The organism is Pseudoalteromonas sp. J2K-J979, from assembly GCF_058169715.2.
In genome coordinates, this window is the sequence record NZ_CM200282.1 from 372,904 (window position 1) to 392,992 (window position 20,089).

A 20,089-nucleotide genomic window follows, 5' to 3' on the forward strand; every position below is an offset into this window, starting at 1 on the left:
CCTATAATAGTTTAGTTGTCATCATGCCAACAAGAACAGCCTCTATAAACAATTAATGTACCGATTAATAAATCTAAAGATATCAACCTCTGATTATTTAATCTGTATCCGTAGTGTTTAACTAGACGGCTGAGATGAAATCAACACTGATGACCTCCCAGCCTTTACCAACATGCTGATTCAACACATCAGTAATATTAACTGTCACAGCACAAGAATATTCCCAACGCATTCTCAGCGCCAAGGCTAGCACCCTAACGTAAACCAAATCCAAGCGGCAATAAGAGTACTTGCCCATCACCTTTATTCATTGCTGATTACCATTTTGTGTTCAGTCAAGAAACGACAACGGCACTTTAAAATAAGCGCCGCACTAAAAAGTAATTGTCCGCGATTCACTAATCAAGCACAGCGTATAACTCGACTTAGCGCATAGCAGTCATGCCAGATTTTGCTATAATGACAGCTTAAATATAGCGATAATGATTTTGTATGCCATATAACCTTCCTTCTTTACGACCCAAGCAACGACAATGCCTCAGGCGAAGTCTTGCTGTTTTTTTTGGGGCGCTTTCAATATTGTATTGTGCCCTTGCAGTGAGCCAAACAATACAAAAGCAGCAACCTATCACAGAAATAAAAATGGCTAGCACCACCCCAGCGAGTTTTGGTTATTACTTTGAACTCATTCAACAATCGCTCATAGAAGCCGGCACGCCGCTCAAAATTAATTATCAAGGTAAACTCAACCAACAGCGACAAGATAAATACCTCACCGAAGATAAGCTTTCTTTAATCATCCGATTACAATCGAGCGAGTTAGATGAGCACTACTTACGTGTCAATGTGGGCTTAACACGGGGGCTAATCGGAAAACGAGTTTTGTTGATTTCGCCCACTCATCAGAGCGTGTTTGATAATATCTACACAAAAGAAGATTTAATTAAATCGGGCTTAACTGGCGGATTTGGTCAAGGCTGGTTTGATACCACAGTGTGGCAATTTAACCAGTTACCCTACGTTGAATTTGGCGGCGACAAAAGTAAAATATTCACTATGCTGGCCAGCGGCCGTCGCCACTTTGAATATTTCTCAAGGGGAATCAACGAAATCCTCCAAGAGCACAGGCTCTACCCAGAACTCGCTATCGAACAGCATTTACTGTTTGAATATCACAATGATTTTTATATTTACGTCAAAAAGAATAACCCAAATTTACACGCCCTTTTAGAATCGGCTCTGACCCAAGCGAACACTTCAGGCTTGATGGAATCACTCATGATCAAACATTGGGAGAACTTAGAACAGCTCTTAAATTTACAGCAACGAAGAAGTATAGACTTGGTGATGCCACCCATTTAATTAGTTAACGAATTTTATCTCGTATCATTTGATTCAACATCAAGATCCCGTATCATCACGCCAAATTTCACTGGGGGCCATTTATTTGATGCACACTTTATCGACCAATCAACAAATTCAAGCCATAGCTAAAGCCATTAAGCTTGAAGAAAAAACACTCAGAGCACGCCATTCTTTTTTAGCGCATCAAAATACTCTTGGTTTCATTATTGTTTGTGTTTCACTCGTTGCACTAATTGGCCTCGGCACTCTGTATTATTTCGCTCTAATCCCCGCCTGGTTATGTATTATTGCCGCAGCCATCGTGACCTCAATTTCACATGAAATGGAACACGATCTCATTCATAAGCAATATTTTAGCAAACAACCAATTATGCATAATTTACTTATGCTTATCGTGTGGTGCATGCGCCCTAATACCATCAACCCGTGGTATCGCCGCAAAATCCATTTACACCACCACAAAGTCTCTGGCACCAATCAAGATATTGAAGAACGGTTAGTCGGCAATGGTACCCAAAACCCATTTTTACGATTGATTATTGTCTCTGATGGCTTGCTTAGCTTGTTGATATCTGGCTTGCGAATGCAAAGAGAAATCAAAGGCTTCCAATTTTTGACTATTTTTAATGCTGGTTTTCCGCTTGCTACCGCCTATTTTGCTACCTTGTATGGGTTTCTTGCATTTCACATACTCAATTATTTAGCCATTCCAATTAATTACCCACAGTGGTTGCTCGACAACATGACATGGATTAACCTCGTTATGGTCACCTTAATTTTTCCGAATGTATTGCGCTCAGCCAGTTTAAATTTGATCACCTCTTCTATGCACTATTACGGTGGTGTGAATAACTTACTGCAGCAAACCCATGTTTTAACTCATTGGCTTTTTGCCCCATTTCAGCTGTTTTGCTTCAATTTCGGTGCGACGCATACTATCCATCACTTTATTCCCAATCAGCCGTTTTATATTCGTCAGTGGATCAGTAAAAAAATCCTGCCGATCATGAGAGTACATGGGGTACGCTTTAATGACTTAGCGAGTTTAAAACAAGCCAATTTTTATCAATAAAAAAAGCCCAACCATTTTCACGATTGGGCTTGTCCACTACGGCCAATTAGAAGTTATAGGTTAATGATAAATAAAGTCTTCTTGGTGTTTGGAAATCAAGTGGCACATGGAAATCTGGATTTATTTTCGTCGAATCTCGCGCAAAATCTCCTTGTGACTCCAACCCAACCGTTTGCTGTGAATTAAACACATTGAGCAAGCGCGCACGTAGTGCTAATTTATCATCAGCCCAAGCTGGCGTATAACGCACTGATAAATCAGTATTAAACGTCCATGGAGTACGGCCATATTGCCCCTTCGTTGTTAATTCTCGTTCACCATTTTCATTACGACAATAAAAAGATGACGCAGAATAACGCGCTAAACGATCGTAGGTAATATCTTCGGGTGTATTTGACGGGTACCCCTCAAACTGTTCGTAAGGGACATAACCTAAACAGTTTTTAGCTTGACCTGATGTCGCATTAAAGCTCACAGACAAAATCACTTCTTGAGTGACTTCATACGAACCATAGACCTTAAACGCATGGCGGCGATCGTTCGGGGTATAGCCATACGTATTTTCTTGGAACAAACGGTGATCAAAATCTTGGGTAATACCCGGATCATCTTGACCTAAACCAGAGTTCACATACCCCTCGACATTGCCTTGTGATTTGGACCACACATACGAGCCGCCAAGGTTCCAACCATCAATAAACCCTCGGTTAAATGAAAATTCGAGGGCCCGATAATCACGATCATACTCAGGCAACCCTAAGTATGAATTGGGTACTACGACATTCTCAAGGCTATCATCATTATTAGTATCAACTTGAAAATCGAGATCATTGCCTGGGTTTAAAACAATACATGTCGGAATATCGTGCCAATCCATATCTGTATAACCTTGATCTAATGCCCACTGATAGATATCGCCTGGGCTACAAAAATCATCCATACCATTTTGAATTTTACGATAAATCCCTTTGATACCGACAGTCCAGTCATCGAGAATCTGTTGCTGATAACCTAAAATGAACTCATCTTGGAACATCGGGCGCAAGTCTTGCGCTACAATCGAACCAGGATTAGGTGATTGTTTATTTTCGACATTCGCTTGACCAATATCACCGGTAATATTTGGTACCCAAGTGCGCGGATCATGCCCATCAAAATAATGGTAAGACACATCGCGATAAGACACGCCTGATAAACGCTCATTGGTATTACCCGGTACAGGAATAAAATAACGACCTAAGCTAGCAAAAAGTTTTTTCTCTGAGTTGCCATCTACATCCCATGAGAAACCGAGTCTTGGTGCAAGTTCGTTTTTAGCATCAACAAAAGCCGCTCCATCAGCGTTTTCGTTTTTAAAACTTTCCCAACGTAAGCCCGCATATAACATTAAATTATCATTAAATTGCCAGCTATCTTCAATATAGACTGCGGAGTTAGTCGATTTGTATTCGGCTGAAAATTTTGCACCATCCCAAATTCGCACATATTCTTGGCCTGGCTCTAGCTCCACCCCATTAACTTTAGTAAAGCTATGATTAGGCGCTCCAACTTTAAAATAACGATAATATTTACGATCATCCCCGACATAAACCCAACCCCGGTCGACACTTGAAAGACGTTCTTCATCAAAACCAAATCGAATTGAGTGATCGCCCAATTGATATTCACCATCAATTCGAATTGCCGTTCGGGTTGAGTATTCTTCTGGTGTATCGGGATCTAAAATCGACACTGTCCCTTGCGTCCAACACCCGCGCTGTACTAGACCACGAGCATTGTCACGCGAATCCCATATACGGTTGCAACTTGTATCAATGCCATCGGGTACTTCTGGTGAGTCTTTATCATTTACTGACTTTAAATCCCCGAGCATCACAGATAACGAAAAATCATCGGTAATGGCACCTGTATATTTAGCTATTGCAATATGCCCACCAGTTTCGCGCTCAAATTCACGGCGCACGTCACCATGTTGACCTGTATACGTCACACGATAATCAGGATCTTCTGTTGAGTAAGGGTTATCATAAATAATTCGGTCTTCAATTTTCTTGTTGTACACACCCGTAAATTCAAAAATATGGTCGTCAGTTAAATACCAATCTAACTTCACCAACCCTTGAGGAGAGTTACGTTTTACATTGAGACTTTCATCGTTGTAATAATAATTATCTTCATTGTGAAAGCCTTCAAATGTGGCAAATACAAATAACTTATCTTCAATCAACGGCCCACCCGCAGTCAGCACATAACTGGTTGCATCATAGGTATTGGCTTTTCGATACTTTAGATAATGATCACCATACGGATCGGCTAAGGTATCTTCGTTACGAGTTTTAACATCTTTAGGCTCTGCACGAAGTGCATCAAGGTTAGTATGAATGGACGCAGAAAATTGCCATTCATTTGTACCAGATTTAGTAACTTGGTTAACCACACCTCCCAAGGACCGACCATACTCAGCTCCATACCCCCCCGTTTTTACTTGCTGGGATGCAATCGCATCAAAAGGAATATTTGCGAATGACAATAATTTTCGGTTATCAGTAATATCAAACCCATTAAGGTAATAGCCATTTTCAGCCACTGAAGAACCACCAAACGAAGCCAGATTACCAAAGCCCGAATCGCCTTTTACTGTGCCAGGTGCAAGTAAAGCCACAGATGTTAAATCTCGACCAACAGGCAATAATTCAAAATCATCAGCAGAAAACACACTTGTAGACTCCACAGAAGTGGTATCTATCGAAGCTACTTTTGCCCCTACAACGGTGATTCTTTCAGGTCCTTCTTGAGTCAAATAAATATTCGAACCTGTGCCAACATTAACTGCTACTTGCGCTGAGTTTCCTGCACTATCAACGACTGAGTAGCGCCCTACCGGAAGATTTTTAATATTAAACCGTCCATCTTCCCCCACTGTAACTTGCCTAGATAATCCAGTGTTATCATTTTTTATTGTTATTACAACGCCTGATTCAGCTTTACCATACACTGAGCCTAACGCATTATTTGCAAACGCTTGTGGTAACGAGCACATACATGAAGCCACTGCCAGCGCTGTCATTGAACGTTTAAATCTCCATTTCTGTTTCATAATGTTCCCATATTATTGTTATTAAATTGATGCAGAACTGCATGCTAACCACATGAGAATGAACAAAATAATCGAACATACCTAATGAAGGTGCATGTGCTCCACATTCAAAAAGTAACAAAATGGAAACAAAATAGAAATACTTTCAAAACAAAATAGGGACTAACGGCAGTGAAAAATAGACTAAAGTTTAATCAGCACTAAAAACCATCGTTTAAAAAGTATGCTGAGGTGTATAAAGGTGAGAAATCAGGCAAACAAAAGGCCAAACTAGTTGGCCATTTCGATTACATGTTTGAAAAGGTCGATCTTTATGAAAAAATCATCCTAGAATATAAAGATTTTCGATTAAAATATCCGGTTTGCACGCCCTAACCCATTGTAAACAACGCTCGGCGCTGATGTCTCTGTTGCTGTTACTTTCCTAACATCAAGACATCGGCCATCAACATGTGTTTCATCAGGTTTAGACAAAATTGTCGTTGCGCTAAATACTGCAGGTTGCGTTGATGATCCAAAAACGGCGTGGCCATACAAATCGAGATTAATAGTCCACTCCCCATTTACAGAGTTTACTTCCCCAGATGCAGAAGTGTACAAATTAAAAACATAACTCTGAGCTTGATTAGGGATAGGGTTACCAATAAATTCCAGTCTAGCTTGTGTCTCTTGGTTATGATTTAAAGGGTGGTGCTGCTGTGAAGCCGTCATCACAACATCTCGATAAACAGGCATTGATAGCGAGTCACACGCAACTTGTCCTTCAGCTAGCCATTCAGGATAAGATACTTCTTCCCATCGATAATTGGCTGAGTAACTATTATATTTTGGTAAGTCAATGACCAACTGATTCGTTGCAGGATCAATCATCGCTAACTTTTGCTGATCTGCAGATACATTTAATACATCCCACGCTAATATATTACTGCCGCCATGACTTGAAGTGCTAGGAAACACTTTCAATATGTTCGCATCACTTTCATACAGATATTCACCTATCTCCAGACCTACGACATCTTGAGTACTCATTGCAACATAGATCTTTGCATTGTCATCTTCACCAAACAAAATTAAGTCAGTCGTTGGGTTATTTATCATATCGGTTGGCTGCCAAATACCCGTGACACCACTATTACCAAAGCTATCTTTGGTAAATTCAAAAAAGCCCGTTTCACCCGCCATTTGAAACGCAAATGTGTCTTCACCTTGTTCATTTTTTGCAGCTTTTAGCTCCCATATAGCGGTATCTGTGCTATTGGTTGGCCCAATTTCGGTATTTTGATTGATCTCAGCAGAAAATTTAAGGACACCTTTTTTATATTCATAGCTACCAAATTCAAAATCATTACCATCCGTAGGATTGTTATGTTCAACAAAATAATAGTGGCCTTGGGGAGTGAAAATTAACAATATATTCTCAGCTTGTTCTTCAGCTAGCGCTGGACTATCACTAAGAAACCACGACCCAACTAACGATTCAGGAGCGCCGACTTCAATATTGCCGTATTTTTCTATTTGCGCAGCAAGATGAGCGATGGCTTCAGACAAAGGAATTAAAGAAGTGAGTACAGTATCTTGTCCTGCATTGGCTATAAAATCGAGCACAGCTTGCGTCGCAGCAAACTCCTCTATCGATACATCAAAGTCAAGAGCAGGGCCAATATCTTGTGCTACTTGAGTAATTTCAATACCGTTACTCGGATCCCCATCTTTGTCCAAAGTTTGTAATAACCTTGCCATATTCGCGACTTGAGCATTATTAACGTCATCCGTGCCAGCGATATCAAGTAATGTGACAATTGAAGACGCCGTCGTTTCAGCAAATGTTGTTTCGCCTATATAAAACGTGACTGTTTCACCTTCTTGATAATTAAACTCACCTTTTTCATTGGTAAAACCCTCGCCAGATGCGGTCTTATACCCAATACGAAAAACAGCACTATCAACAAAAATACCAGTTAACACGGTCGCGGTAGGCGGTGTGACAACTGGCGGTGGTGTCGTAGTTTCGTTGGAGCTAGACCCACCACAACTCGCTAATGATAAAACGAAAAGCGCAGCCGCGCTCAGTTTAACAATATTCATATCATCCCTCTCGAACTCTCGATTATTTACACGCTATTTGTGTCAGGCTCGCCTGAATGCAGCTGTCTTTTTAAAGGTCAATCTTACCCTAGTAACCACACAATAAGTAGGATTTTGAAGTTAAATTGGTTTAATTCTTGGAACCAGTCGCACTTTTTCTAGTGACAGATACCCTAACAAACTGACACATTTGCTAGAACGTAATTCAAAACGAAGCATAGTAAAAAAGCCCTATCTATCAAGTTGAGCCAAAAAATCATACGACAATATTAAAGCGCAGAAAAAACACGTCTCACAATGCTGTCAATCAATGCATACACAAGAAAAGCGAACTTAAAAACACATTATTCAATACTTGCCGATTTAGTAGGAACAAAAAACAGAAACAGTTAGAATGCGCTGCACACATTTCTAATCAGACCCAAAAGACGCCATTTGTAAAGGACACGTCATGACGAATAAAAAACTCGCGCACGATTTTAATGCAGAATTAGATGCTGAGCTTGGAACGGTAATTTCCCAAAAACAAAAGCTTTTCATGAAATACACCATGATGGTGTTAATTGATTTAGTCGTATTGGGTTTATTTAATCAATATTGGGATTGGGTCACCATAGATACGTTTAGCACCACTTTGATGGCCGCTGCGTTATTGCAGTTTTTATTACAGCTCACCATGATTTTAGAGCACAAAGTGTCGCAACTTTTTGTCAATATGAACGGCTTTAAAGCCAAATTATGCCGCGGGCTTTCTGCTTGGGCCATTTTGTTTGTCTCTAAATTAGTGATTTTGAAAGCCATTAGCATTGCCTTTGGCGATGACGTGTTATTTAGTGGTCCAGTGCACGGACTTGCCGCCTTCATGGTCGTGGTAGTCGCGATGGTCATTGCAGAGCAAACCTATGCCAAAATCTTCCGCTCGCTTTCATAACGAATAAATAAAAAGAATAAAAGCGGTAAAAGGGTGAGCTATATCAATAAGCCACTCTCACTTTATCTACTCTGGTCGCGTTTCACCTCAAAAGCATTGTCTCAATCAGCTTTATCCATAACAATCGACAGGTAACTGATCAGGGTAATAACAGTACCTAACTTATAATAATTAACATTCAGGGGAACCCAATGAAAAAGAACTTAATTGCAGCGGCTTTAGCTGCAACATTTATGGCTGGTTGTTCGCAGCCAGAACAAACAGCCCAACAAGCCACCAAACAAGAAACAGCGGCTCCAGCCAAAGCTGAGCTAGGCAGCTTTGGTGTTGATTTAACCGCGCGTAACGAAGCGATTAAACCAGGCGATGACTTTTTCATGTACGCCAGTGGAACATGGTACGATAACTACGTCATGCCGGCCGATAAAACCCGTTATGGCGCATTTTCAGGTCTGGCTGAGCGCAGTGAAGAGCGAGTCAAAGTTATCATTGAAGAAATCGCAGCGCGGACCGATCTCAATGCTGAAGAGCAAATGATTGCTGATTTTTATAACGCTTACATGGATACCGAGACGTTAAATAAATTAGGTGTGACACCAATCAAGCCACTTTTAACCCAAATCAATGCGGTAGAAACCACTGACGATTTGACGGCTGTATTTGGTCAATCATGGCTAAATGGTGTGAAAACACCGATTGGCGGTGGCATGTGGTTTAACCGCCTAGACCCAAATAAATACGAAATGTCATTAGGTGCAGGTGGGTTAGGTTTGCCTGATCGTTCTTATTACTTAGAAGATGCCGAACGTTTTGTAAAGACCCGTGCAGCTTACGTTGCTCATATTGCAGACATGCTTAAATTTGCTGGTATTGAAAATGGCACTGAGCGTGCACAAGCAATTTTAGCGCTTGAGACACAAATCGCACAAGGTCATTGGCCACGAGAAAAACGCCGTAACCGTGATTTAACCCTTAACCAAATTGCCCGTACAGAGTTAGCGACGAATTACCCTGGCTTTAATTGGGATCTGTATTTTGAGCAAACAGGCTACCAAGTGCCACAACTTAATGTGTCACAACCAGAGCCAATCAAAGCCATGATTGACCTGATCAATAACCAAGATATCACGGTATGGAAAGATTACCTGACTTATCATGCACTGAGCGGCAATGCAGACTTATTATCTGAAGATATCTTCAACACCAATTTTGCATTTTATGGCAAAGAGCTCAGTGGTCAACAAGAGCCGCGTCCTCGCTGGAAACGTGCGATCAGCCAAATGTCGGGCACTGAATCACTTGGCTTTGCAATTGGTAAAGTCTATGTCAGCCGTTATTTCCCTGAGTCATCAAAACAACAAATGTCGGAGCTAGTCGAAAACCTTCGCACAGCCTTAGGCGAGCGTATTGATAACCTTGACTGGATGGGCGCAGAAACTAAAGTAAACGCACGCGCGAAACTGGCTGCCTTCGTACCAAAAATTGGCTACCCAGATGAGTGGCAATCGTTTGATGGCTTAACTATCACGAAGAATGATTTGATGGGTAACATCAAAAACATGCGTGAGTTCTTCCAAGCACAAGATGTCGCCAAAGAGTTGCAAAAGACTGATCGCAATCGCTGGGGCATGACACCACAACGTGTGAATGCTTACTACAACAGCTCATTCAACGAAATTGTGTTCCCTGCCGCGATTTTACAACCACCATTTTTCGATCCAAATGCTGATCCAGCGGTTAACTACGGTGGCATTGGTGCCGTAATTGGCCACGAAATGGGCCATGGTTTTGATGATCAAGGTTCAAAATCAGATGCACAAGGGATTCAACGTAACTGGTGGACAGATGCAGATCGCGCCGCATTCGATGCAAAAGCAGACCAACTTGCCGCACAATATAGCCAGTACGAACCCATTGAAGGCAACTTCGTCAATGGTCGTAACAGCTTAGGCGAAAACATTGGTGATGTCGGTGGCTTAGCGATGGCGTACCACGCTTACCAACTAAGCCTAAACGGTAAAGAAGCGCCAATTATCGACGGATTAACCGGCGATCAACGCTTCTTCTTAGCTTGGGCACAAGTGTGGAAAGAAAAACGCACCGAACAAAGCATGTTAAACCAGCTTCGCGCCGGCACTCATGCACCAGGTCGTTTCAGAGCACAAGCACCACGTAATCACGATGCATGGTACAAAGCGTTCAACGTACAACCTGGCGATGCCTTGTATCTTCCTGAAGATCAACGTGTACGTATTTGGTAAACCGGTGACTGATTACTCATCAATTGGTTTTATTAACCACAGCGATTAATCATCCACACATAAAAAACAACCCGCTTCGGCGGGTTGTTTTTTATGTACTGTTTTAAATATCGCTTTTATAAATTCTAAACAAAAAATTGAAACGTTAAATCTTCACACTATGTTTTTTGAAATACCAAAGCGCAGTGGGAATTTCAATCAGCGCAAAGGTTACGAGGGTAAACCAAAACCAGTTTACTTCACCGATAATGAGGTTAAACATACGCTCTGAACCCCAATACTGACTGCCAACTACGAAAAACGCAAAACCGGATGTAAACAAATCATAAAACGAAATTTTATTAAAACTACTGCCTGCCAACTTTGGATAAACAGATAAGTAAGCCACGAGGATAATAACCAGATTAAGTAAAATAATTGATAACTCAGCCGAAAACATTCAGTAATAAACTCCTAAAAAAATTGATGTCAAAAACATCCAGAAATAACGTTAAAACCTTAATAAGACTGAGTGTACTTTAATAAAATGTTTCATTGAATTAAATCATTAAGAGAGCATTTTCGATAAGTAGAAAAAGTTATCTTCTTCTTTATCTTGAATAAATCCACTTCGTTGATACAAGTGCACTGCCGGGCTGATGGTAAACACCCGCAGCCTAAGTTGCCCCACACCCGCTTGCTTGGCCAGCGTTTCAACATAAGCCAAAGCTTGAGCCCCAATGCCTTTATTTTGGTAGGCCTCAATGACTTGAAAATCCCGGATATAACAGCCTGCTTCATCGAAAGCCAATCGAATAGCGCCGACAACGAGTTCATTATATAAAATGTCCCAATTCTCTAACCCTTCGATTTGCTCGCTGATTTTTGCGACTTCCCAGTTGACGCCGTAGTGCACATAATAGGAGCGCATGTTATCAAAGGTTATATGAGCTGAAGCCATTAAATCGTGCGTTTCTTTGAATGAAATTATCATGTCGCTTTTTTCTATATTGCTACTATTCAACACAGGTAAGAATTCATTAAAAGATACAATTTGTCAATGGGTTACAACCAGCATGACTGAATTTACAGAGGTGTATTTTTTTAAAGCTCTCTTAGCAAGAGAAGCTTAATTTTTATCACGAGCGAAAACCATAATGCATCAAGACTCAAGCGACTATCATCACTAAACGCATTTGGTTGCTGTTAGCTGTTACACAAAAAATCGCCACACTTCCATGTTTTACTCAAAATTAAAATGACGGTGAATGGTAACCACCTCGCATTTTAGAAGATCAAGATACTTCGACAGTCTATGTGCAAAGAGGTTTGTTCATTATGAGGGGGGACTGTTCAAGCAAAATGACGAATGTGGTTTATAATTGAACAACGTATTTAACTTTGGTGACAGTCATGACAATCATTAATCCAAACTCGGGGGATTATGCCCACTTGGTTCAAAAAGCAGTAACACGCAATACTGCGATTGAAGTGATTGATGCTAAGCAGTCTGGCAATCCCATTAATAAAGAAGATATTCAAGCGTCTAATCAAGCAATTAAAGATAAATCACTGGATATTGGTTTAGCTGTTTACCAAAATCAGCAACAGCGTACGACTGTTGATACCTATGTTCAAATATCTCAAGACGCAAAAGATTTTTACGCTTCTAGCTCAGATGACTCAAATTCGGGTCAATCAGAACCCTCTGAAACCGTTACTTTCGATGCGCAAACTGTTAACGAAGTCAGATCAACAGCCCAAAAAAGAGCCGCTGGAATTGCGGTGTATGAGAATATTCAAGCTAATCACAGTGATTGATTAAACATAAAAGAGATAAGCCAGCACTCACAATAGCTCTTTACACTCAATAATCGCGCAACTGTGCCTTCAACTTTGTTAGCACGCAGATCCTTTATTATCACACAGTCGTACGGCTAAATTTTTTAGACTTAAGCGTTTAAAAACTTAAGCTCAACAACCCCGATAAGCGCAGATCCTGTCAGTCAGTTGGTTTAACCATCCAGAGGCAAGTGTTGGCTGCCAAATTAAAATTAATGTTTCATTCGATGACTGCGCTGGCTGCCAGGGTGAAGCCTTACAATTTGGCTCGTGAGTCAGAATGAAATCAGGCAAATAAGCGCAAGCAAAGCCTTGTTTGACCAAAGAGAGGAGGTTTTCAAAGTGGCTAGTTTGATAACGGATCGTGCGAGGATATTGCTGCTCTGACCAGCTATCGTTACCCATCCCTCGTTCAATTCCACAAAAAGGAGAGCTGGTAGGACAAGCGAATGGCCATTCGATCAGAGGCCGATGTTGATAGCGCTCAAGAAAACATGCACTGGCCATTAGGCGGTTTTGGCTTTGAAACAGTGGCAATATTTGGTATTCGCGCGCCTGATTATGACTGAGGGCTGCTTGAGTAATAATCGCTAAGTGTGACCGCCCAACCTTAATACTGTTAAGCGCATCCCCTTCAAATTCTTGATTTAATATCACTGAACACTGTGGCTGATCAATATGTTCTAATATCACTGGCATAAAATAATTAGTCAAAATCGCGGGACCTGAAATATTTAAAGTATGCAAGGCTGCACTCCCTTTAAACTCGCTACACACCTGTTGATATTCATGAACAAGGTGAGAGGCATATAAGACAAATCGTTTCCCATGTATATTAAGAGCGATCCCACGGCCTTGGCGATCAAACAATCGAGTATTGAGATCGGCCTCAAGCTTTTGAACCAGCTTTGACAATGCGCCCGCTGTCGTATTGAGGCGCTTTGCACTGAGCTGCAAGTTTTCAGTTTCGGCAATTATTAAATATTTACGCAGCGATTCAATATCCATTTTCATTTCCATTATGGAATCAATTATTGAGTTATTATCGATTATAAAGATTCAATTGCCTGTGTACACTCTTGTTTAAAGTATCGATGACTCGATGGCGAGTCATCTGTGCAGCGTTAAAATTAAGGGGTGTAATATGTATTTTTTCTATCGATTAGTATGCTGTTTCGTACTGTTACTATCAGCGCATGCGGCTGGCAAGCAACCACATCACAGCTATGTTGGCAGTCATGGAATGCTCGTGTTTCAATCCCCTGCTGGTAAGGTATTTACGAGCCATTTACCTTTGTATCATGCACCTCATGATCAACAAATTATTTATCAAGTCACTTTACCCGAGCCGCTATCTGCGCTAATTAATAGTGCGGGCTTGTTCACTTTATTACCGGATGTCTTTGATTTAAGGTATTTAATGGACGCTAAACGCCTCTCGGTTAATGCAAAACTATATGCAGGGCATTTTGAACGCGGTGGCCAGATGATTGCTCAGGGAACCATAATGTTTGAGCGAGCTGTTTATATTCGTCCACTAACAAAAAACACTCAAAATGGCTTTTTTGAACGAGTTGAACTTGATAACGAGTTTGACTTGTTAATACACAAAATTGGCCCATCCCCAAGTGTTGATGCACTCAGCATCATCGCGAAGTCTGATAAAGGGAGCTTGTTTTGTGACGATCTGAATATCAATGATGCGCAAGCATTACGAGTCATGCTCACACAATGTCTCTCATCAACATTACTTTACATAGAAACAGAGGACTTTGCGTTATGAAATTGTCTGTTTTGCTAAGTTTATTATTGATGCTTTTGCCCTTGCATGCCATGCCTGAGTCGCTGGCAAAGCTCGCGACGCATTCTTGGTATGCAGGCCAAGTCAATTGTGAACAAACCGATGCGCCCGCTCTAGAAGTCTTTGAGTTACAAGCCGATACATTTATTTTACGCCAAAACAAATGTTTACATTATGAGGCACCATTTTTGTATTTAATGATGGGTTCAAAGCGGGCGCTGTTATTAGATACAGGTGCTATTTCTTCGCAACAGCTGATGCCCCTTGGTAAAACTGTACAGCGGCTAATGAAACAATTTTATGGCGATTTAGCCGTGGAGCTTATTGTGTTACATAGCCATAATCATGACGATCACACGGCAGGCGATCAGCAGTTTATACGGCCAATCTCACCGCAAATAACCACTAAAGTGATCCCTGCCACCCAAATACAATTAGCACATACCTTCAATTTAGGCGCTTGGCCACTGTCAGCAGGAACGGTATCATTGGGTGGGCGTACATTAACTATTATTCCGACACCGGGTCATCAAGCGGCCGCGATCAGTGTCTATGATCCCCATACCAAACTTCTGTTAACTGGGGACACTTTTTATCCTGGACGGCTTTACGTACGAGACTGGTCAGCATTTTTAGCTTCTATAGAACGGCTCGTAACTTTTACGACACTGCACCCAATCGCCGCGATACTGGGAGCACACATCGAATTAAACCAACAAGGTCAAGAATACTCGGTGGGCAGCTTGTATCATCATCAAGAAGCTGTTTTGCCTTTGTATCCAGATGATTTAAAAGCTTTATGGTTAGCACTTAAGCAACACTCACATCCGACAGACATTAAGCTTTCGGCATTTAGAGTTGTTCCTTTGACGACGCCTTAATCACTGATTATTTAAACGGGGAATTCATGTTATCTCTGGGAGCCAATTTGGCTCTTATTGCTTAGAACAAGATTATTTTGTCGGTCTATCGCAGATTTTATACAAAATAACCCTCAGCCGTTGCTATCCCTTTTGACACCCTTTAAGCTGGGCTCTCACGGCTTTTACTTCCTGATTATTTTAGTAATCCTCTTTTTTAAGGTAAATACATGACTCAAGTTACAACAATTGGCACACCTGGCGTAAAGTGGGGCGAGGCAGAAAAACAACAGTGGCTCGCATTACAAGCGGTGAAACGCAGTTATTTTGATGATGTTGTGAGCCAGATTGATGCACTGCGTTCTGAATTTACTGTTGAACAATATGGGGAGCTCGTTTATCCGGAGCTTGCGCCGGCCACCAGCCATTACCCATTGTTTGTGATCAAACCGGCAGTATGGCAGGCTGACAAACCGACGGTACTGGTTACCGGTGGAGTGCATGGCTACGAAACCAGTGGCGTTCATGGGGCATTGGCCTTTGCCAAAACAGCGGCAGCACAATACAGTCAAGACTTCAATCTGGTGATTGCACCTTGTGTTAGCCCTTGGGGATATGAAACCATAAACCGCTGGAATCCCACGGCCACCGATCCAAATCGCTCTTTTTATGCCAATAGCCCTGCTCAAGAATCAACGGCATTAATGAAAATGGTTCAAGCACTTGGCGTAGAGTTAATCGCACATTTTGATTTACATGAAACTACTGATTCTGACAACACAGAGTTTCGCCCGGCACTCGCCGCCCGTGATGCACAAACTCATGATAACTGGAATATTCCCGACGGCTTTTACCTCGTCGGTGACAGCGAAAACCCACAAACAGAGTTCCAAGCCGCCATCATCACAGGTGTGGCCAAGGTCACTCATATTGCGCCAGCTGACGACAACGGTGAAATTATTGGTGCGCCATTGGAACAGTTTGGCGTAATTAACTACGCCAAAACTAAACTGGGTCTCTGTGGTGGGTTAAGTAATGCGACCTACAAAACAACCACAGAAGTCTACCCAGACAGCGCAACAGCCACTCCACAAGAATGCATTGATGCGCAAGTTGCGGTGATTACATCGGGATTAGCGTTTATTTTGCAGCAATAACCAATGATTGAGCAGGCTGGAATGAGGAAAACATTCCTTCCAGCTTGCTGATGACCCACCCAAGTCCCAAGTTTTACTTGCTATCGGTTTGTATCTTTGTAAACTGCCCCCATCTAAAGTGAATACATTGTTCACATTGACAAACTCGGTTACTGCTGTGGGTAACCAATCATTAAGGTGCTATGAAAGCTGTTTGGCGTTATATCAGTCTCATTTTAGTGGGGATCACGTTGTTCTTTTGTGAACAAATAAGCGACCGCACCGCACTTGAACACGCCTTTAGTGACAACTATGCTTTGCAGCTACACAGCCAGTTCAAAGAGGCTGAGCCGTTACCGCATTTAGACTTGAGCACTGCATCAAAACCATTCACACCATTAGCCTTAAGCGATGTCACTGACGAACACCACCCTGTTGCGCTCATTCCTCAACATCAGCCTGCGAGTCCATCGGCTTTTTTATACCCAAGCCAAGTGAATCCTGTTTATTACCTAGAAATTGAGTTTTTCATCTGGGTGTTTGCGCTTTTGTCCATGCTGAGCTTAATAGCTCATCGCCCGATACCTTTATGGTTTATTCATATTTATAGCAATGCCAAATCACGTATTAGTGGCTGGCAAGAGTCTAATTTACTCTATCGTGGTTGCTGTACCTACTTTTCTTAATTTCTCTTTTAAAACTATTTTATCGATTTAATTCACCGTGTGGCTTAGTAACGCTACACATTGACCGTGAGTTATCCTTATTTTGTCACCCGCCATCGTGCGATTTGCTCTGCGCTTATCGTGCGCCAATGGGTGGCGCGAAAAGAGACAATTATGAATACATTAACCGACTTTTCAGCTAAGAAAGCTGGATCACCCAACGCGAAACCAAATAGACGCCTGCCAACTTTTGTGATGGTGCTGACCCTATTACTTTTAACGATATGCGCTCTGCCAAACTTGTATCCTGAACAAAATAACCTAGTTGTCAGTGCGCTCAATCCACAGTCACAAAACCTCTCACTGACACAGATTCAACACGCATTAGACCAACAGGGTTTTAGCGTCAGGCAAGCAAAACATACCGCTCAAACACTACACTTAAGCTTACGTGATACCAGCCAAAATGCCGCCGCATTAAGCTGGCTTCATCAACAATACTCTCACGATCTCGAAGCAAAAATTGTCAGCCACGCCACCAGCCCACAGTGGTTGCAAGCACTGGGTTTAGCCCCAATCAAGCTTGGTCTGGATCTCAATGGCGGCGTGTTGTTTGTACTCGAAGTCGACAGTGATCACGCTCTTGATGAGCGCATCGCACAACTTAAGCAACTTGCAAAAACCGCCCTTCGCCAACATAAACTTCGCGGCGCGCGAGTTGAGATCACTCAAGCCAAACACGTCGTGATCCATCTCACTCAGCCCAGTGAAACTCTTAATTTAATCATCGATGACCTAAAGCAGACGTTTACGGATTTAAGCAGCACAACCAATAGCCACAGCGCCACCTTGTTTTTTAATCCGCAAGCCCAGCAAGTATTTCATCAGCAAGTGATGCAGCAAGCCATAACCACCTTACGTGGACGGATCAGCGAATTAGGGATCACCGAAGCCGTCACTCAGCGACAAGGCAGCCATAAAATTCGTGTCGAGTTACCCGGTGTCCAAGATCCCGCTGCAGCTAAACGTATTATTGGTGCCACCGCTTCCCTTGATTTTCATCAACTGCAAACAATCGGCGGCACTCGTTTTACTCTGGAAGATGGCAGTAGCCTCTCACTTAACCCAAATGTGGTGCTATCTGGTCAACACATTCAAGGTGCGCAAGCGAGCCGCGATGAAATGGGTAAGCCGGCGGTGCAATTACAACTCGATGGGATCGGTGGAAATAAAATGACCGCTTTTTCAAAAAAGAACGTCGGACAACCGATGGCCACCGTGTTTTCTGAATACTACAAAGATACACACGGCAACAGTGTGAAAAAAAGCAAAGTCATCAATGTCGCTACCATTACATCTGTACTTGGGAATCGTTTTAGCATTACCAATATGCAAAGCCCTCAAGCTGCACAGGAATTGGCTTTATTACTCCGAGCAGGTTCATTAATTGCACCTGTAACCATTGTCCACCAGCAAACAATTGGGCCCAGCCTTGGACAAGCCAATATTGAAAATGGCTTTGCCGCTTTAGCGCTCGGCATGGCGATAACTTTTGCATTTATGGCATTGTGGTACCGAAAAATGGGCTGGATTGCCAACACAGTGTTAATGCTCAACTTAGTCTGCTTGATTGGGCTGATGTCACTCTTGCCAGGTGCGGTTCTGACCTTGCCCGGTATTGCCGGATTAGTCCTCACGATCGGGATGGCCGTCGATACCAACGTGATTATCTTTGAACGCATTAAAGAAGAACACAAACTTGGCCGCAGCCCTTTTATGGCGCTCAAAACCGGCTATAACAAAGCATTCCATTCGATTGTCGATGCCAACATCACCACCTTGCTGACCGCGGTTATTTTATATTCGATTGGTTATGGCCCTATCAAAGGGTTTGCGCTCACGCTTGGCTTGGGCATTTTAACTAGCCTCTTTACCGGGGTGTTTGTGGCCAAAGCGTTAAGTTTTTGGTTATATCGCGGCGCTAATACCCGCCAAGGAAGCCACGCTAATTCTGGAGCAATATGATGATTTTTAACCGCTTAACAACTAACACTTTGTCAACCAAGCTGCGCTTTATCGGATTGCTACTGTCACTGATCTTAATGAGCCTCGCAGGTATTGGCTTACTAACCCACAGCCTTAATTTTAGTATTGAGTTTAATGGCGGGTTTATTACTGAGTTTCAATCTGTTCAACCCCTAACACGCAGCGATGTTACAGCTTCGATCACCCAGATCTTAGGCGCCGAGCAAGCACAAGGCTTAACTGTCAGCAGCTCAGATCAGCATCATTTTATCGTACGGCAAAACCTTGATGCCACGGGTCAATCAGATCAAAGTTGGTTTATTACACTCAACCAAGCTAATCAGGCACAACTGACCTTACTTGAAGCTAATTTTATTGGCGCACAAGTGGGCGCAGAGTTATTTGAACAAGGGGGGTTGGCAATGTTTAGTGCGGTTATTATGGTGCTCATTTACTTGGCGCTGCGCTTTGAATGGCGCTTAGCCATTGGCGCAGTGGCCGCCTTATTTCATGATATTTTATTGGTGCTTGGCTTATTTGCTTGGCTACAAATCGAGTTTGATCTCACTGTGCTGGCCAGTTTGCTTGCTATTATCGGTTATTCGCTAAATGACTCGATTATTGTCGCGGATCGCTTGCGTGAATTAATGCGATCGAATGGTTCATTCAATGGCAGTGATCCTATGGGGCAGATTATTAATCAAGCCATTGCCTCGACTCTGAGCCGCACCTTAATTACATCAGGGACAACACTTGCGACCATCGTATCAATTTGGTTGCTCGCTGGGCCACCATTAGCAGGGTTTTCTTTAGCACTGTTTATCGGCATTGTAGTGGGAACCTTGTCATCGATTTGTATTTCTGCCACCCTACCCCAGCTGCTGGGGCTCAATATCAACTATTATCAAGCCCGTGAAAACATCGCTGATTGTAAACAAATGATGCAACCTTAAAAACCAGCACGTGCCCC

Annotated in this window: 16 protein-coding genes; 11 read left to right on the top strand and 5 right to left on the bottom strand. The window is 42.3% G+C overall.

The features are described 5' to 3' along the window. Positions 1 to 597 precede the first annotated feature (597 nt). Together AC3KVK_RS18145 and AC3KVK_RS18150 are read left to right on the top strand one after the other, a co-directional pair. Positions 598 to 1,362, top strand: coding sequence for a hypothetical protein (locus AC3KVK_RS18145; RefSeq protein WP_490310243.1), 765 nt, complete (start codon positions 598 to 600; stop codon positions 1,360 to 1,362). An 88-nt stretch (positions 1,363 to 1,450) separates the two neighbouring features. Continuing rightward, a complete protein-coding gene (locus AC3KVK_RS18150; RefSeq protein WP_490310242.1) occupies positions 1,451 to 2,437 on the top strand; it encodes a fatty acid desaturase in 987 nt (328 codons plus the stop codon). A gap of 46 nt (positions 2,438 to 2,483) precedes the next feature. On the opposite strand, the gene AC3KVK_RS18155 is transcribed toward AC3KVK_RS18150, so the two are convergent. Next, positions 2,484 to 5,534, bottom strand: coding sequence for a TonB-dependent receptor (locus AC3KVK_RS18155; protein ID WP_490310241.1), 3,051 nt, complete (start codon positions 5,532 to 5,534; stop codon positions 2,484 to 2,486). A gap of 348 nt (positions 5,535 to 5,882) precedes the next feature. Next, on the bottom strand, positions 5,883 to 7,619 hold the full coding sequence (locus AC3KVK_RS18160) for a hypothetical protein (protein WP_490310240.1): 1,737 nt from the start codon (positions 7,617 to 7,619) through the stop codon (positions 5,883 to 5,885). A 451-nt stretch (positions 7,620 to 8,070) separates the two neighbouring features. Here AC3KVK_RS18160 and AC3KVK_RS18165 point away from each other — a divergent pair, with 451 nt between their 5' ends. Both AC3KVK_RS18165 and AC3KVK_RS18170 read left to right on the top strand, forming a co-directional pair. Then, entirely contained in the window at positions 8,071 to 8,550 is a 480-nt protein-coding gene (locus AC3KVK_RS18165) for a hypothetical protein (protein WP_490310239.1), read from the top strand. Between the two features lie 191 nt (positions 8,551 to 8,741). After that, positions 8,742 to 10,811: a M13 family metallopeptidase gene (locus AC3KVK_RS18170; protein WP_490310238.1), complete on the top strand. Its 2,070-nt coding sequence runs from the start codon at positions 8,742 to 8,744 to the stop codon at positions 10,809 to 10,811. 145 nt (positions 10,812 to 10,956) lie between these two features. On the opposite strand, the gene AC3KVK_RS18175 is transcribed toward AC3KVK_RS18170, so the two are convergent. Then, positions 10,957 to 11,250 (bottom strand): hypothetical protein, encoded by a 294-nt coding sequence (locus tag AC3KVK_RS18175; protein ID WP_490310237.1) that lies wholly within the window; start codon positions 11,248 to 11,250, stop codon positions 10,957 to 10,959. Positions 11,251 to 11,358: 108 nt separating this feature from the next. Next, positions 11,359 to 11,784, bottom strand: coding sequence for a GNAT family N-acetyltransferase (locus AC3KVK_RS18180; protein WP_490310236.1), 426 nt, complete (start codon positions 11,782 to 11,784; stop codon positions 11,359 to 11,361). A 419-nt stretch (positions 11,785 to 12,203) separates the two neighbouring features. Here AC3KVK_RS18180 and AC3KVK_RS18185 point away from each other — a divergent pair, with 419 nt between their 5' ends. Further along, positions 12,204 to 12,611, top strand: coding sequence for a hypothetical protein (locus AC3KVK_RS18185; protein ID WP_490310235.1), 408 nt, complete (start codon positions 12,204 to 12,206; stop codon positions 12,609 to 12,611). 153 nt (positions 12,612 to 12,764) lie between these two features. On the opposite strand, the gene AC3KVK_RS18190 is transcribed toward AC3KVK_RS18185, so the two are convergent. Further along, on the bottom strand, positions 12,765 to 13,640 hold the full coding sequence (locus AC3KVK_RS18190; protein ID WP_490310234.1) for a LysR family transcriptional regulator: 876 nt from the start codon (positions 13,638 to 13,640) through the stop codon (positions 12,765 to 12,767). 136 nt (positions 13,641 to 13,776) lie between these two features. Here AC3KVK_RS18190 and AC3KVK_RS18195 point away from each other — a divergent pair, with 136 nt between their 5' ends. The 6 genes from AC3KVK_RS18195 to secF all read left to right on the top strand — a co-directional run bounded on the left by AC3KVK_RS18195 (position 13,777) and on the right by secF (position 20,072). Further along, complete coding sequence (locus AC3KVK_RS18195) at positions 13,777 to 14,415, top strand: hypothetical protein (RefSeq protein WP_490310233.1); 639 nt, start codon at positions 13,777 to 13,779, stop codon at positions 14,413 to 14,415. Further along, the gene (locus tag AC3KVK_RS18200) at positions 14,412 to 15,314 is read left to right on the top strand and encodes an MBL fold metallo-hydrolase (RefSeq protein ID WP_490310232.1); all 903 of its coding nucleotides are present in this window, start codon (positions 14,412 to 14,414) and stop codon (positions 15,312 to 15,314) included. The genes AC3KVK_RS18195 and AC3KVK_RS18200 overlap by 4 nt, the downstream gene beginning before the upstream one ends. 209 nt (positions 15,315 to 15,523) lie before the next feature. Next, positions 15,524 to 16,450, top strand: coding sequence for a M14 family metallopeptidase (locus tag AC3KVK_RS18205; RefSeq protein ID WP_490310231.1), 927 nt, complete (start codon positions 15,524 to 15,526; stop codon positions 16,448 to 16,450). Between the two features lie 182 nt (positions 16,451 to 16,632). Continuing rightward, entirely contained in the window at positions 16,633 to 17,115 is a 483-nt protein-coding gene (locus AC3KVK_RS18210; RefSeq protein WP_490310230.1) for a hypothetical protein, read from the top strand. Positions 17,116 to 17,268: 153 nt separating this feature from the next. Next, positions 17,269 to 19,119, top strand: a complete 1,851-nt coding sequence (secD, locus tag AC3KVK_RS18215; protein ID WP_518526955.1) for a protein translocase subunit SecD — start codon at positions 17,269 to 17,271, stop codon at positions 19,117 to 19,119. Between the two features lie 2 nt (positions 19,120 to 19,121). Next, the gene (gene secF, locus AC3KVK_RS18220; RefSeq protein ID WP_490310670.1) at positions 19,122 to 20,072 is read left to right on the top strand and encodes a protein translocase subunit SecF; all 951 of its coding nucleotides are present in this window, start codon (positions 19,122 to 19,124) and stop codon (positions 20,070 to 20,072) included. Positions 20,073 to 20,089: the final 17 nt, after the last annotated feature.

What these genes read in the sequence shown, in the direction of transcription:
- AC3KVK_RS18150 (WP_490310242.1), top strand. Translation starts at nt 1,451, where the DNA reads ATGCACACTTTATCGACCAATCAACAAATTCAAGCCATAGCTAAAGCC.
- AC3KVK_RS18155 (WP_490310241.1), bottom strand. Translation starts at nt 5,534, where the DNA reads ATGAAACAGAAATGGAGATTTAAACGTTCAATGACAGCGCTGGCAGTG.
- AC3KVK_RS18160 (WP_490310240.1), bottom strand. Translation starts at nt 7,619, where the DNA reads ATGAATATTGTTAAACTGAGCGCGGCTGCGCTTTTCGTTTTATCATTA.
- AC3KVK_RS18165 (WP_490310239.1), top strand. Translation starts at nt 8,071, where the DNA reads ATGACGAATAAAAAACTCGCGCACGATTTTAATGCAGAATTAGATGCT.
- AC3KVK_RS18170 (WP_490310238.1), top strand. Translation starts at nt 8,742, where the DNA reads ATGAAAAAGAACTTAATTGCAGCGGCTTTAGCTGCAACATTTATGGCT.
- AC3KVK_RS18175 (WP_490310237.1), bottom strand. Translation starts at nt 11,250, where the DNA reads ATGTTTTCGGCTGAGTTATCAATTATTTTACTTAATCTGGTTATTATC.
- AC3KVK_RS18180 (WP_490310236.1), bottom strand. Translation starts at nt 11,784, where the DNA reads ATGATAATTTCATTCAAAGAAACGCACGATTTAATGGCTTCAGCTCAT.
- AC3KVK_RS18185 (WP_490310235.1), top strand. Translation starts at nt 12,204, where the DNA reads ATGACAATCATTAATCCAAACTCGGGGGATTATGCCCACTTGGTTCAA.
- AC3KVK_RS18190 (WP_490310234.1), bottom strand. Translation starts at nt 13,640, where the DNA reads ATGGATATTGAATCGCTGCGTAAATATTTAATAATTGCCGAAACTGAA.
- AC3KVK_RS18195 (WP_490310233.1), top strand. Translation starts at nt 13,777, where the DNA reads ATGTATTTTTTCTATCGATTAGTATGCTGTTTCGTACTGTTACTATCA.
- AC3KVK_RS18200 (WP_490310232.1), top strand. Translation starts at nt 14,412, where the DNA reads ATGAAATTGTCTGTTTTGCTAAGTTTATTATTGATGCTTTTGCCCTTG.
- AC3KVK_RS18205 (WP_490310231.1), top strand. Translation starts at nt 15,524, where the DNA reads ATGACTCAAGTTACAACAATTGGCACACCTGGCGTAAAGTGGGGCGAG.
- AC3KVK_RS18210 (WP_490310230.1), top strand. Translation starts at nt 16,633, where the DNA reads ATGAAAGCTGTTTGGCGTTATATCAGTCTCATTTTAGTGGGGATCACG.
- secD (WP_518526955.1), top strand. Translation starts at nt 17,269, where the DNA reads ATGAATACATTAACCGACTTTTCAGCTAAGAAAGCTGGATCACCCAAC.